Source organism: Catenulispora acidiphila DSM 44928, assembly GCF_000024025.1.
In the GTDB taxonomy this organism is placed as follows: Bacteria; Actinomycetota; Actinomycetes; order Streptomycetales; family Catenulisporaceae; genus Catenulispora; species Catenulispora acidiphila.
On record NC_013131.1, the window covers coordinates 7,121,586 to 7,135,592 of the forward strand.

Annotated in this window: 11 protein-coding genes; 5 read left to right on the top strand and 6 right to left on the bottom strand. The window is 70.0% G+C overall.

Going from position 1 to position 14,007, the window contains the following annotated elements; translation table 11 throughout:
• Positions 1-3 precede the first annotated feature (3 nt).
• A complete protein-coding gene (locus CACI_RS30655) occupies positions 4-570 on the bottom strand; it encodes a GNAT family N-acetyltransferase (protein WP_015794771.1) in 567 nt (188 codons plus the stop codon).
• Between the two features lie 92 nt (positions 571-662).
• Between CACI_RS30655 and CACI_RS51575 the strand changes: the two genes are divergently transcribed.
• From CACI_RS51575 to CACI_RS30665, 3 genes are all read left to right on the top strand, one after another.
• A complete protein-coding gene (locus CACI_RS51575) occupies positions 663-839 on the top strand; it encodes a hypothetical protein (RefSeq protein ID WP_015794772.1) in 177 nt (58 codons plus the stop codon).
• A gap of 82 nt (positions 840-921) precedes the next feature.
• Positions 922-2,124, top strand: coding sequence for a cytochrome P450 (locus CACI_RS30660; protein ID WP_223297288.1), 1,203 nt, complete (start codon positions 922-924; stop codon positions 2,122-2,124).
• Between the two features lie 23 nt (positions 2,125-2,147).
• Positions 2,148-2,873 (top strand): nucleotidyltransferase domain-containing protein, encoded by a 726-nt coding sequence (locus CACI_RS30665; RefSeq protein WP_015794774.1) that lies wholly within the window; start codon positions 2,148-2,150, stop codon positions 2,871-2,873.
• A gap of 46 nt (positions 2,874-2,919) precedes the next feature.
• On the opposite strand, the gene CACI_RS30670 is transcribed toward CACI_RS30665, so the two are convergent.
• Genes CACI_RS30670 through CACI_RS30680 form a run of 3 tightly spaced genes read right to left on the bottom strand, consistent with a single transcriptional unit; the run spans position 2,920 to position 7,422 of the window.
• A complete protein-coding gene (locus CACI_RS30670; RefSeq protein ID WP_015794775.1) occupies positions 2,920-3,684 on the bottom strand; it encodes a class I SAM-dependent methyltransferase in 765 nt (254 codons plus the stop codon).
• A gap of 49 nt (positions 3,685-3,733) precedes the next feature.
• Entirely contained in the window at positions 3,734-5,179 is a 1,446-nt protein-coding gene (locus CACI_RS30675; protein WP_015794776.1) for a hypothetical protein, read from the bottom strand.
• Positions 5,176-7,422, bottom strand: coding sequence for a hypothetical protein (locus CACI_RS30680; protein WP_015794777.1), 2,247 nt, complete (start codon positions 7,420-7,422; stop codon positions 5,176-5,178). Before CACI_RS30680 ends, CACI_RS30675 begins: the two co-directional genes overlap by 4 nt.
• Before the next feature lie 175 nt (positions 7,423-7,597).
• Here CACI_RS30680 and CACI_RS30685 point away from each other — a divergent pair, with 175 nt between their 5' ends.
• Complete coding sequence (locus CACI_RS30685) at positions 7,598-8,104, top strand: DUF4265 domain-containing protein (RefSeq protein ID WP_015794778.1); 507 nt, start codon at positions 7,598-7,600, stop codon at positions 8,102-8,104.
• A gap of 61 nt (positions 8,105-8,165) precedes the next feature.
• On the opposite strand, the gene CACI_RS30690 is transcribed toward CACI_RS30685, so the two are convergent.
• Positions 8,166-9,308 carry an acetate/propionate family kinase gene (locus CACI_RS30690; protein ID WP_015794779.1) on the bottom strand — a complete coding sequence of 381 codons (1,143 nt, stop codon included), beginning with the start codon at positions 9,306-9,308 and terminating at the stop codon, positions 8,166-8,168.
• The gene (gene pta, locus CACI_RS30695; RefSeq protein ID WP_223297289.1) at positions 9,305-11,467 is read right to left on the bottom strand and encodes a phosphate acetyltransferase; all 2,163 of its coding nucleotides are present in this window, start codon (positions 11,465-11,467) and stop codon (positions 9,305-9,307) included. Before pta ends, CACI_RS30690 begins: the two co-directional genes overlap by 4 nt.
• A gap of 78 nt (positions 11,468-11,545) precedes the next feature.
• Between pta and CACI_RS30700 the strand changes: the two genes are divergently transcribed.
• A complete protein-coding gene (locus tag CACI_RS30700; RefSeq protein WP_015794781.1) occupies positions 11,546-13,948 on the top strand; it encodes a phosphoketolase family protein in 2,403 nt (800 codons plus the stop codon).
• Positions 13,949-14,007: the final 59 nt, after the last annotated feature.

Sequence of the window (14,007 nt, forward strand, 5' to 3'; positions counted from 1 at the left end):
CGTTCAGGAACCCGCCCCCGGCCGCTCCCCCTCCGGCCGCTCCCCCTCCGGCAGCTCCGACAACCGCATCGCCAGCAGCATCCCCGGCCAGTCCCCGGCCTCCGCGACCGTGAACTCCTTCACCCGCACGAACCCATACCGCTCGTACACCTTCACCAGGTTCCCGTCCTCCCCGGCCCAGCAGTCCACGCGCAGCAAGTCGATCCCGCGCTCGGCCGCCTCCTGCTTGGCCCGCTCGATCAGCAGGCGCCCGATCCCGCGTCCGGCGTGTGCGCGGGAGATGATCAGGAAATTGACATACAGCTCCCGCTCCTCGGCCTCCGGCACGTACGGCTGCCGCTGCTCGCTGATCACCATGACGCCCAGCGCGGTGCCGTCCTCGTCCTCCAGGACCCGCATCCCGCCGCCGTCGGCACGTTCCAGGAACGCCTCGCGGCGCTTGTCCAGGCTGGTCCACGCCGCGGTTCCCCATTGCTGGGTGTTGCCGCGCGCGTTCATCCACGCCACGGCCTCGTCGCCGAACGCCAAGATCACCGGTACGTCGTCCCGACCGCCCACTCGAATCCGCATGATCCCTTCCTAGCAAAGAGTTCACCTGAGAGCGCGTCAGATATGACCGATGTTCACCGGCGCCTCGGCCGGGGGCGATAGAACTCCCCTCCATGAGGATCTATCTCGCGTCCAAACGGCGGCTGATCGTCTCGGCGGTCGTGTTGGCCGTGGGACTGGCCCTGCTGATCCCCGCCGCCGCGATGGCCGGCGTCCGAGCCGACCGGCAGCATTCCGTCGGCGACGGCAGCGACCGCGGCGACCAAGTAAGAATCCTGCGTCACAAATAAGGCCACTTATTCAAAATCCTCGCCATGCGGGAACATTCGCGGACCGCGCCGCCGTTGCCCGGGCATGGAGCCGTTGGAAATCATGGGGGCGCTGCTCACCACCGAAGGGCGTGACAACCCCTATCCGCTCTACGACGAGGCACACCGGCTGGGCGCCGTCATCGACGCCGGCCAGGGTCTGGTGATGGTGCCGTCCTACGACGCCTGCAACCATGTGCTGCGCAACGCGTCCTTCGGGGTGTGGGACGTCGACTGGCGCGGCGTGATCTGGGACGACGAGCAGCAGCGCCGCCCCTCGCTGCGCAGCATGGAACGCTCGGTCATCTACTCCAACGCCCCCGACCACGGCCGCATGCGTTCCCTGATTTCCTCGGTGTTCACCCCGCGCCGGGTCGCCGCCCTGGAGCCGGCGATCGAGGCCGCCGTGGAGTCCCTGCTGGACCGGCTGGCCGAGACCGGGGCGAACGGCGCGGCCGTGGACCTGATGAACGACTTTGCCTATCAGCTCCCTGTCACGGTCATCTGCGACCTGCTGGGCATCCCGCAGCCGGACCGGGAGACGTTCCGCGTACTGGCGACCGACCTCGCGGCGGTCCTGGACTTCGTCGACGACCTGAGCCGGCTGGACGAAGCCGACGCGGCGTGGCTGGAGCTGGAGCTCTACTTCGGCGGACTGCTCGCCGAGCGGCGCATGCGGCCGCAGGACGACCTCGTCAGTGCCCTGATCGCCGTCTGCGACGCCGACGACGCCCGGCTCAGCGGCGCCGAACTGCTCTGCAACCTGGCGCTGCTGCTCATTGCCGGATTCGAGACCACCGCGAACCTGTTCGGCAACGGCGTGCGCCTGCTGTTCGAGCACCCGGAGGTCGGCGCGGGACTACGGCGCGGACACCTGCGCTACGCCGGCTTCGCCGAAGAAGTGCTGCGCTACGACTCACCGGTCCAGATGACCTCCCGGATCGCGCTCACCGACGGCCTCTCGGTCGGCGACGTCCCAGTCCCGGCCGGCGCGGAGGTCGCAGTGATGATCGGCGCGGCGAACCGTGACGCCCGCCGCTACGAGCAGCCGCAGCGCTTCGACCCCACCCGCACCGAGATCGGTCCGCTCAGCTTCGGCGCCGGACCGCATTTCTGCGTCGGATCGGTGCTGGCGCGCACCGAGGCGGCGATCGGATTCCCCCGGCTGCTGGAGCGGTTCCCAGCGCTGGCACCTGCGGGTGCGCCGACCCGGAACCAGCGGTTTATCCTTCGCGGCTACGAGCGGCTGCCTGTTACCGTGAGCTGAATTTCTGCTTTCCGGGGGACGCCATGACTGAGGTTGAAGACACCGTCGCCGACGCCAAACCCGACTTCGACGCCTTCGAGCCCGGCACGGTGTTGCTGTCCGGCATCGTCGGCTCGACCGCCTACGGCCTGGCCGGACCCGGTTCCGACGTGGACCGCCTCGGCATGTTCGCCGCGCCCACGCTGACCCTGCTCGGCCTGCACACCCCGCGCGACAGCCACGTCACCACGCATCCGGACGTGACCTTCCACGAGGCGGCGAAGCTGGCCCGCCTGGCCCTCGGCGGCAACCCCACGGCCTCGGAACTGCTCTGGCTCCCCGACGACCTGTACGAGCACCGCACGCCTCTCGGAGAGGAGGCGATCAGCCTGCGCATGGCGTTCGTGTCGGCACCGCGCGTCCACGACGCCTACCTCGGCTACGCGACCGCCCAGTTCCGCAAGCTCCTGTCGCGCGATCCCACCTGGACGCACCGCAAGATCGCCAAGCACGCACGCCATCTCATGCGCCTGGTGAACCAGGGCCACGAGCTCTACACCACCGGCCACGTCACCATCCGCCTCCCCGACCCCGAGCGCTATCTCGCCTTCGGCGAGAGCGTCGCCGCCGACCCCGAGGTCGCACGCCCCTTCATGGCCGACGCCGAGGAGCGCTTCGCGACCGCGCGTACGGTGCTGCCGAACGAGCCGGACACAGCGGCTGCGGAGGACTGGCTACTGAGGGTGCGGAAGGTTTTCTGGGCAGGCTAAGGGATTCGCAGGCTGAAGGATTCGCAGGCTGCGGGCCGAAACCGCCTCACCGATGCGCCGTCAGAATCGGCTGGTAGTACCCGGAATCCAGCGGCTCGATCCACTGCACGTCCCGGAACCCGACCGCCGTGGCGAACCCGGCGAGGTCCTCGCGCCGCAAAGCCCAGTACGTGGCGCGCCGTACCCGCACGTCCCACTTGTCGGCGCCGTCCGGGGTCGGCACCATCTGGAAGTGTTCCAGGTCGTACCGCTCGCCGTCGGGATGCCAGTGCCACAACTGGAAGGCGATCGCGCGCCCCGCTTGCTGTTCGGACACCTGCGGCGCGGTCGTCGTGGGCCGCTTCGCGCGCAATTCGTCGTAGTCGCGCACCGTCAGCACCAGCAGTCCGTCGGGTCGCAGAACCCTGCGCATCTCCGCCAAACCGGCGGTCAGCGCGTCGGGGGTCAGCAGGTGCGGCACCGAGTTGTCGGCGCTCAACACGGCGTCGAACACGCCGTCCCTGAACGGCAGCGCTCCCATGTCGGCCGCGGCGGTCGGTAGGCTCACGCCGCGCGCCGCCGCCTCGCGTGCGGCCCGGGCTGCGGCGCGCGGGCTGAGATCCGTGCCGATCATGCTCGCGCCGTCCATCCGCGCCAGCCCGATGGCCTGCGTCCCGATCCCGCACGAGCAGTCCAACACCCGCCCCGCCGAACGTTTGGTGCCCGCCTCGATCACCGCTGACAGCACCGAGGCCTGGTACTCCATGCTGACGTTCCAGTCCTGGAACATCAGGTGGTAGTCGTCGGCCAGTTCGTCATAGAACGAGCGCATCTCTCACCAGCCCCCCAACGTGTTACCGGAGCTCCGTTTTCCCACAGCCTCACACCAAAGGGACCGGATCGTCCAATGCCCCTTCGCTGCGCCACCGCTTCATCTCCGCGGCGGCGGCGCGGTGCCGCTCGGCCTGGGCCCGTGCGCTGGAGTGGCGGTTCCACTCCTCGGCTTGCTCGCTCCCCGGGTGCGGCGCGCGCCCTGAACGCACCACAGCGCCGCCGCGTCCGGTCAACCGCGCCGCCCCGCGCCGCGCGGCCGCCGCCGCCTTGTCGTCGTGCACCGCCGCGATCATCGGCTCCGCGCTCCCGGCAGCCATCGACGCGCGCACCTCCGGCATCATCCGCTCCAGCCCTCCGGCTCGCGTCAGCTCGACCGCCCACACCACCTCCGGCGCGGAGATCTCGGCCAGCCGCACATAGGCGCGCAGCCGCGTCTCCGGCTGCAAGTCGGGACCGGCGGCGGCGATCACCGAACGTACCCACGCGGCCTCTTCCTCAGGCGCCGCCTGGAGCATCTCCAGGAACGGCTCCTCCCCGCACAGCCGCAGCATCTCCCGCAGCCCGCGAAGCACCTCCTCCGGCTCGTCGCGCACCGCCTGGAACGCCAGCCGCCGCGCCGTCCCGCCGGCGAACTCGTGGACCTGCACCGCGCGGGTGACCTCGGGCTCGGTGTCGTGCTCGGCGACCAGCCGGGCCAGCACGCTGTCGGGGGTGAACGGGTTCTCCGCCAGCCGCATCCGCAGCGCGGTGTCCCCCAAAGATCCGAACGCGTGTCCCACCAACTCCCGGCACAGCGGAGCCTGCGAGGCCATGTCCAGGATCAGCGAAGCCTGCTCCCGTAAGGCTGAGAGCTCCGCTTCCGACGGTTGCTTGTGCATCGTCGCGCTGGACGCCAGGAACGCTCGGGCGGCCAGCGGCGGCGCGAGTGCCAGGACCACGTTCGCCGCGCGCCAACGCTGCCCGGACATGTCGGCTCCGGCGCCCTGCTCGGCCGGGGTGCGCCGGATGCCGCGGGCGATGACGCCGCGCCCCGAATCAGGCCTCGCCTTCACCAGCGCCGCCAGCGTGCCGCGCGCGGTGTCCACCTCGCGGACCATCCGGGCCCAGTACTGCGGTCCGGCGCTGTCGCCGCGCAGGATGGCTCGGGCCACGGCGTCGCCGACCGTCACGATCTCCGGTTCCATCACCAGCGTCACCGCCACCGCGGCCGGCTGGACGTGGCGCACGATGTCCGCCGGGCGGATCGTGCCGAGCCGTGCTCCGACCAGCGCTACTTCCCGCAGGTAGGCGAACTCAGCGGCCGGGTTCGGGGTCTGACGGAAGGCGGCGACGGCGCGTTCGTAGTCGTCGATCGTGGGGTGGGAGGGGACCGGCGGCGGCCTGAACGGCTGGGGCGCTCGGGGTGGCTGGTGTGGCTGGTATGACTGGTGTGTTGGGTGTGGTTCGTGCGGTTGCTGGCCCGGAGGGCGTCCCCGGTCGTCGACGCGGTTCACGGCTCTCCCTCCGCAGCCTCCCCGGCGCCCCCGCCGACCGCCTGGACCAGATCGACGAGCTGCGCGTATTCCAGGGGACCGGCTTCCATCAGCCGGCGCACCATGATCCGCCACCGGTCCGGGCTGTTGTCAAGATGCTGCCGTACCGCATTTTCCAGCGGCCAGCTCACCGGATCGTCCGGATGCGGGGCGCAGAGCTCGTCCGGATCTGGGACGGTCACCCCCGGAAGGTGCTGGTGTGCGACGCGTTCGGCGGCCGTGAGCAGCGGTTCGACGTCGCCGGCGGCCATCGAGGCGCGCACGGACGGGCTCACGTTCTCCGCCATGCCGGCTGCCATGACCGCGACGTCCCAGACTGGTTCGGGTCCGGCTGCCTCAGCGAGGCGTCCGTAAAGCAGGGCGGAGGTGTCAGGGCCCAGGTACTTGCCGATCTTCTTGAGCAGGAAATGCAGCCGTTCGACGGTCGGTGCGGCGGCAGCGAGCTGGTAGACGCGGACGTCGCCCATGTTCTGCACGAAGTGCGTGAGCTGCTCCCACGGAGTCCCCCACTTCTCCAACAGCTCGAGCGCGGCGTAGCGGATCGCGGGATCGGCGGCGCTGTGGAACATCGCCATGCGGGTGTCCTGGGGGTCGACGATGTCGTGCAGCAGGCGCTGGAGTACCGCGGTCGGTGTCGCCGGGTTGGCGGCCAGCGCACGGCGGGCGTCGCGGCCGGCGTCGGGGGCGAACGCCCGAGCCACCAGCCCTGGAGGGAGCGGGGCGCTTTCGAGCAGGGCCAGTTCGACTTCGTTCAGCGCGCCGGGACCGTCGGACAGGAGCTCCCGCGCTACGTGCGGCCGCGCGAAGGACAGGAGCACGTTGGCGCTGGGGACGCCTTCGATCGCCTCGTCGATCTCGTCCTCGCCCGGCATCGCTTGCCGAGGGCCGAGGATCGCGGTGGAGTCGACGAGCTCTGCCACAGTGCCGGACGACACCAGCGAGCGGATCAGCAGGGCGGTCCACAGCGGCACGTCGTCGCCGATCCGCTTGTAGAGCAAGGTGCGCATCTCCTCGGCGAGGTCGGCGCGGCCTCGGGCGGCCGGCAGGATCTCGTCGCCGGTGCGCCATGCCAGGTCCAGGATGGCGCTGGCGGGGACGGCGTGCTCGATGACGTCGGCGGCGGTCAGCGTGCCGAGAGACAGACCTCTGATGATCAGATCTCTGATGGGCTCGCCGAACTCGGGATCCTGCTCGAAGCGTCCCCAGCGGTCCCGCAGCCGGTTCACGGCCGCCGAGATGCCGCGCAGGGTCGCGACGTCGGGCGCGGCGGCGGTGTGCCAGGCGGTCGGCGGGTAGCTGGTGAGCAGCTGACGGCGGACGTCCGCGGGGATGTCCTCGCGCGCGGCTGCCTCGTCCAGTCCTGCGACTTGACCTAAGAACCGTCCCCGATCCCCTGCCACCGCCTCGTAATCGGCGGCGAGCGCCACCACCTCGTCCCAGTCCAGCCGCCACGACCGCGAGCCCGCACCGGGCCGGTCCCAGCGCTGCACCCAGACCTGATCGCGCCAGCCGGGCTGCGCGGCGGGGATCGGCCCGGGCAGCCCGAGGACGCGCGAGGCGGGCAGCGCCAGACTCAGATCGGCGGCGCCGGCCAGCACGCGCAGCAGCTCGAACTCGGCATCGCCGGTATCGGTGTCGGCCAGATGCTCCGGCGAGAGCGGCAGCCCGGCGGTCCTGACGAAGGCGGCCAGCTTCGCACGCAGATCCGGCGGCACGATCGGCTCCCCGCCGGGCCCGACCCGATCGCGCAGGATCGCCAGACGCACCCAGGCGATACCGCTCTGCTCCAACCGCCCGAACAGCGCACGATCGATGGCGGGCTCGGCACGACTCAGCAGCCTGCGACGCGCCGCATCATGACCGCGCACAGCGTCCTGATCACGCGGGACGCCCGGCTCGTCCTCGGCATAGCGGCTACGGAACAGGCTGTAGCGCACCGGCACCCGCGTCCGCGACGGCAACCGCAACTGCCACGCCAGCGTGTTCCGCGCAGCCGGCGGCCCATGCGTGATCACATGCTCGATCACCGGCTCCGGCAACCGAGGGCCCAACCGCGCGACCCCCGCAGTGAGTTCAGCGGCACTCAAAGCACCGAGAATCAGCGACAGATCCCCGGCCCGCGCGACCTGGCTGAACTCCAGTACCCGCGCGACCGCCTCCGGCACCGCCGGCGGCACCGAGCCACCCTCGGCCGCGATCCTCATCGCCCCCGCCCAGCCTCCCGCCTGCGAACACGCCTCGCCCGACCATGATGCCGCACCCAGCCCCCCAGAGCACCGACCCACCACCCGTTGCCCGCTGTCAGCGTCCTGTCCGGGCCCAAACATGCGGATCACGCGCTCGGGCGTGTTGCGCTGCTGCGCCTGCCATGATCCAGCCATGACCACCGACGGCACCGCATCCGCCACGAGCTCCGACCAAGGCGGGAAGATCAAGGTCTGGTTCCGGTTCGTGCCGCGCGAAGGCTGGTTACCGCAAGACACTGAGGGCTTGTGGGCAGAAAGGCTCAGCGACGACACGGCTCGGATCGAGAATGTGCCCTTTTTGCAGAACGGTGTCGCGCAAGGCGACACCATCCGCTTCGCGACCGGCGACGACGGCCTGTTTTGGGCGACAGACCGGGTGGAGGCATCAGGCGACTGCACGGTTCGCGTGATCTCGATTCCAGCCGGTCCGCTGGGACGGAGCGCTGCGGCGGTGCACGAACGGCTAAGCGTGTTCGGCCTGGGCGGTGAGGTATTCAGCGAGGACTTCCCGCTGGTGGCGTTCAATGTGCCCGCCGAATCCGACTTCGCCGGTATCAAGCGGCTCCTGGTCCAAGGTCAGGACGAGGGCTGGTGGCATTTCGAGGTGGCGTGCATGACCGATGCTTGGCAGACCGCCTAACTATGCACTCAACCGCGGCCGTCCCGCTCGCCGCCACCGCGACCGCCGAACAGGCTTGCGTTCAGCTCGCCCCGCCGAGCACCGCCAGCGCCTGGTCGGCGATCTCGATCTCCTCGTCGGTCGGGACCACCAGGACTGCGGTCTCGGCCCAGTAGGGCGAGATGTAGCGTTCCTCCTTCGACTGCTGGGTGTTGCGCTTTGGGCTGACGGCGATGCCGAGGTGGTCGAGGCCTGCGACGGCGCCGGCGCGGATGGTGGGGGAGTTCTCGCCGACGCCGGCGGTGAAGACCAGGGCGTCGAGGCGGCCGAGGGCTGCTAGGTAGGCACCGATGTACTTGCGGATGCGGTAGCAGTAGGCGTCGAGGGCGAGTTGCGCTGCTTCGTCGCCGGTTGCGGCGGCGGTGTCGACGTCGCGGAGGTCGTTGCTGCCGGCCAGGGCTAGGAGGCCGCTCTCCTTGTTGAGCGTCTGGTCGATCTGCTCGGGGCTGCGGCCGGTTTGGCGGGCGATGTAGGCCGGGATGGCCGGGTCCAGGTCGCCGGAGCGGGTGCCCATGATCAGGCCTTCGAGGGGGGTCATGCCCATCGAGGTGTCAATGCTCTTACCCTCGCGGATCGCGCAGACGCTCGCGCCGTTGCCCAGGTGCAGGACGATGACGTTCACCTCCTCCGGGCGCCGGCCCAGCATCGCCGCCGCGCGCCGCGACACGTACTGGTGCGACGTGCCGTGGAAGCCGTAGCGCCGCACGCCGAGGTCCGTGCGCCACGACTGCGGCACGGCGTAGGTGTGGGCAGCGGCGGGCAGCGTCTGGTGGAACGCCGTGTCGAACACCGCGACCTGCGGGGTGTCGGGGAACGCCGCGCGCGCCGCCTCGATCAGCGTCAGGTTCGCCGGGTTGTGCAGCGGCGCCAGGGGAATCAGCTCCCTGACGGCGTCGCAGACCTCGTCGTCGATGAGCGTCGGACCGCGGAACCGGTCGCCGCCGTGCACCACCCGATGCCCGACCGCGGCCAGCTGCGAGCGGTCCAGCGCGCCCTCCAGCTCGGCCAGCACCACCTTCATGCCCGCAGCGTGGTCGGCGACGGCGCCGGAAGACTCCCCGATCCGTTCTATCGCCCCGACTGCCAACCGCGCACGGTCGTCCATATCGATCAGCTGGTACTTGATCGACGACGAGCCGGAGTTCAAGACGAGCACCTGGTTCACGGTCCGCTCACTTCTCCCGTCTTACCCGTCTCTCCCGTCTCGCCCTGTGCCTGCACCGCCGTGATCACGATCGTGTTCACGATGTCCTGCACCAGAGCCCCGCGCGAAAGGTCGTTCACCGGCTTGCGCAAACCCTGCAACACCGGCCCGACCGCAATCGCGCCGGCACTGCGCTGCACCGCCTTGTAGAGGTTGTTGCCGGTGTTCAGGTCCGGGACGATGAACACCGTCGCACGCCCCGCGACCGCACTCCCCGGCAGCTTGAGCGCCCCGACCTCGGGATCGGCGGCCGCGTCGTACTGGATCGGGCCCTCCAGCAACAGATCCGGATCCCGCGCGTGCGCCAGCTTCGCCGCCTCGCGAACCTTCTCGACGTCTTCTCCGGACCCTGATTCACCGCTGGAGTACGACAGCATCGCCACCCGCGGCTGCACCCCGAAAGCCGCGGCGGTCCGTGCCGACGAGACCGCGACGTCCGCAAGCTGCTCGGCGTCCGGATCGGGGATGACCGCGCAGTCGCCGTAAACCAGAACCCTGTCAGCCAGCAGCATGAAGAACACGCTCGACACCACCGAGACCCCGGGCACCGTGCGAATGATCTCGAACGCCGGCCGAATGGTGTGCGCCGTCGTGTGCACCGCCCCCGACACCATGCCGTCGGCACGCCCGGTGTGGACCATCATCGTCCCGAAATAGGAGACGTCCTGAACGATGTCGCGCGCCTTGTCCAGCGTCATGCCCTTGCGCTCGCGCAGCCGCGTGTATTCGTGGGCGAATTCCTCGACCAGTACCTCATCGGTCGGGCTGACGATCCGCACTCCGGCGAGGTCCAAGCCCAAGGCGTTGGCACGCGCCCGAACCTTCTCCTCCTCGCCGAGCACCAGCAGATCGGCGGCGCCGCGTCGCGCCACGATGTCGGCGGCGCGCAGAATCCGGTCGTCGCCGCCCTCCGGCAACACGATACGCCGACGCTGCGAACGAGCCCGTTCCAACAGCTGCGCCTGGAACATCAGCGGCGTGACCGCCACCGACCGCGTCACGTTCAGCCGGTTCAGCAGCACCGAGGTGTCCACGCCCCGAGCGAAAGCGCCAAGCGCGGTCTCGACCTTGCCCGGATGTCCGACGGTGATCTCCCCGCGCACCGCCGCCAAATGCAGCGCGGTGGGCAACGTGTCCTCATGGCTGGTGATGATCGGCAGCGGCGAGGAAACTCCTTCCAGCAGCCGCGAAACGCTGGCCGGCAGCGTGAACCCGCCGGTAAGGAAGACCCCTGACAAAGCCGGGAAGTTCGCCGCCTCATGCGCCGCCAACAGTCCCGGCACCAGACCCGCGGTGCGGTCGCCGGGCGCGATGATCGCGACGCCCTCGGTCAGCCGATCCAACACGTTCGGCAACGACATCGCCGCCACGACCAAGGACGACGCCTCGCGGTCCAACAACGCCTCGTCGCCGCTGATCAGCTGTCCGTCGGCGGCGCGGACCAAGTCGCGGATCGTCGGCGCGGTCAGGCCCGGGACCTCGGGGATGGTGCAGACGAGCGGGGTCGCGTCGTCGATCGCCGATCCGAACGCCGCGGCGACCTCGCGCCGTACCGCGTCCTCCTGCCCGGGCTCCACCCGATTGACGATCACGGCCAGCTCGGTCGCGTGCAGCCGCGTCAGCTCCTGCCGCGACACCCGCACCACGGCGGCCACGTCCTGCGGCGTGCGCTCCATCCCGCCGACCACCAGCAGCACCGGCAAGCCGAGGTTGGCCGCGACCGTCGCGTTGAAGCCGAACTCGGCGGTGTTCGCGGCGTCGGTGTAGTCCGAGCCGACGACGACCACGGCTTCGCAGCGTGCTGCCAAAGCCCGGTAGCGGTCGACGATCGTCTCGACCGCGCGCGCCGGGTCCAGGTGGACCGCGTCGTAGGTGGTGCCGACGCAGTCCTCGTACGGCTCGTCGATCCGGTAGCGCGTCCGGATCAGCTCCACGACCTCGTCGACCGCCCCGCCGCCGGGGACCACCGGCCGGAACACCCCGAGCCGGCGCACGCGCCGCGACATGGCCTCGGCCACCCCGAGCGCGACGACGGTCTTCCCGCTGGCGGCATCGGTCGCGGTGATGTACAGGCCCTGTGCCGCGCTCGCCTCTCGGCCCACTCGATCCTCTCCGTCCACGTCAGCGATCATGCCAGGGTGACCCGTCCGGCGCAGCACAAGGGGCGCCGCCCGCGACCGCCGACAGAGGCTGGAGGAGTGACTCGCCTCTCTCGACAATCACCGCGCAAGAGCCCGCTGTCCGCCAAGGACCTCGACGCCGTCAACGCCTATTGGCGTGCCGCCAACTACCTGTCGGTGGGTCAGATCTACCTGCTGGACAATCCGCTGATGCGCCGGCCGCTGAGCCTGGACGACGTCAAGCCGCGGCTGCTGGGCCACTGGGGCACCACGCCGGGGCTGAACTTCATCTACGCGCACATGAACCGGGTCATCAAGGCGCGGGATCTGGACGCGATCTACGTCGCCGGTCCCGGGCACGGCGGTCCCGGCGTGCTGGCGAACGTCTATCTGGAAGGCACGTACAGCGAGATCTACCCGGGGATCGGCCAGGACGAGGACGGGATGCGCAAGCTGTTCCGCCAGTTCTCCTTCCCCGGCGGTGTGCCCTCGCACGTCGCGCCGGAGACGCCGGGCTCGATCCACGAGGGCGGCGAGCTGGGCTATTCCCTGGCGCACGCCTACGGCGCGGCGTTCGATAACCCGGACCTGCTGGTGTGCGCGGTGGTCGGCGACGGCGAGGCGGAGACCGGGCCGCTGGCCGCGTCGTGGCACTCGAACAAGTTCGTCAACCCGGTGCGCGACGGCACGGTGCTGCCGATCCTGCACCTGAACGGCTACAAGATCGCCAACCCGACCGTGCTGTCCCGCATCCCGCAGGCCGAGCTGGAGCAACTGATGCGCGGGTACGGCTACGAGCCGTTCACGGTCGTCAGCGAGGAGGGCGCCGATCCGCTGGAGGCGCACCAGGCGATGGCCGCCACGCTGGACGCGATGCTGGACCGGATCGCCGACATCCGGACGCGCGCGCTCACCGGCCGAGACAACGGCGAGCGCCCGGCGTGGCCGATGCTGATCCTGCGCACGCCGAAGGGCTGGACCGGCCCGAAGACCGTCGACGGCAAGCGCACGGAGGACTCCTGGCGCTCGCACCAGGTGCCGATGGCCAACGTGCACACCAACCCGGCGCATCTGAAGGTGCTGGAGGAGTGGATGCGCTCCTACCGCCCGGAGGAGCTGTTCGACCCGGCCGGTGCGCTGATGCCGGAGTTGGCGGCGCTGGCGCCGTCCGGGCTGCGGCGGATGGGGGCGAACCCGCACGCCAACGGCGGTGTGCTGCTGCGGGATCTGAAGATGCCGGACTTCCGCGACTACGCGGTCGAGCCGGCCGGGCACGGCGTCGAGCACGCGGAGTCCACGAAGATCCTCGGCACGTTCCTGCGCGACATCATGAGCGACAATTCGGGTGCTGACAACTTCCGGGTCTTCGGGCCCGACGAGACGGCGTCCAACCGGCTGCAGGCGTTGTTCGAGGCGACGGGCCGGATGTGGAACGCCGAGACGGTGCCGTGGGACGACGAGCACCTGGCGCTGGACGGCCGGGTGCTGGAGCCGCTGAGCGAGCACATGTGCCAGGGCTGGCTGGAGGGCTATCTGCTGACCGGGCGGCACGGGTTCTTCTCGTGCTACGAGGCGTTCATCCACATCGTGGACTCGATGTTCAACCAGCACGCGAAGTGGCTGAAGACGACCCGGCACATCCCCTGGCGGGCGCCGATCGCCTCGCTGAACTACCTGCTGACCTCGCACGTATGGCGGCAGGACCACAACGGCTTCTCGCACCAGGACCCGGGCTTCATCGACCACGTCGTGAACAAGAAGGCGGACGTGATCCGCGTGTACCTGCCGCCGGACGCGAACACGCTGCTGTCGGTGGCGGACCACTGCCTGCGCTCGCGGGACTACGTGAACGTCATCGTCGCGGGCAAGCAGCCGCAACTCCAGTACCTGTCGATGGAAGAAGCGATCGTGCACTGCACGCGCGGCATCGGCATCTGGGAGTGGGCCTCCAGCGACGGCGACGGCGAGCCGGACCTGGTGATGGGCTGCGCCGGCGACGTCCCGACGATGGAGACCCTGGCCGCCGTGGACATCCTGCGCCAGAACTTCCCAGACCTGAAGGTCCGCGTGGTGAACGTCGTGGACCTCATGCGCCTGCAGGGCAGCGACGAACACCCGCACGGCCTGTCCGACAAGGAATTCGACGCCCTGTTCACCACCGCCAAGCCAGTGGTCTTCACCTACCACGGCTACCCCTGGCTCATCCACCGCCTGACCTACCGCCGCACCAACCACGGCAACCTCCACGTCCGCGGCTACAAGGAGGAAGGCACCACCACCACCCCCTTCGACATGGCCATGCTGAACGACATCGACCGCTACCACCTAGCCATCGACGCCATCGACCGCGTCCCCGGCCTCGCCGAACGCGCCGGCCACCTCCGCCAGCAACTCCTGGACGCACGCCTGAAGGCACGCCAGTACACCCGCGAGTTCGGCGAGGACGACCCGGCGATTTCGGGGTGGGCGTGGCCTTACTGAGGCGGTGTGTGGTGGGGGGCGGCGCGGGGTGGTGCAGTGCGGTGCGGCTCGGGCCTGAT

What these genes read in the sequence shown, in the direction of transcription:
- CACI_RS51575 (WP_015794772.1), top strand. Translation starts at nt 663, where the DNA reads ATGAGGATCTATCTCGCGTCCAAACGGCGGCTGATCGTCTCGGCGGTC.
- CACI_RS30685 (WP_015794778.1), top strand. Translation starts at nt 7,598, where the DNA reads ATGACCACCGACGGCACCGCATCCGCCACGAGCTCCGACCAAGGCGGG.
- CACI_RS30655 (WP_015794771.1), bottom strand. Translation starts at nt 570, where the DNA reads ATGCGGATTCGAGTGGGCGGTCGGGACGACGTACCGGTGATCTTGGCG.
- CACI_RS30665 (WP_015794774.1), top strand. Translation starts at nt 2,148, where the DNA reads ATGACTGAGGTTGAAGACACCGTCGCCGACGCCAAACCCGACTTCGAC.
- CACI_RS30670 (WP_015794775.1), bottom strand. Translation starts at nt 3,684, where the DNA reads ATGCGCTCGTTCTATGACGAACTGGCCGACGACTACCACCTGATGTTC.
- CACI_RS30680 (WP_015794777.1), bottom strand. Translation starts at nt 7,422, where the DNA reads ATGAGGATCGCGGCCGAGGGTGGCTCGGTGCCGCCGGCGGTGCCGGAG.
- CACI_RS30660 (WP_223297288.1), top strand. Translation starts at nt 922, where the DNA reads ATGGGGGCGCTGCTCACCACCGAAGGGCGTGACAACCCCTATCCGCTC.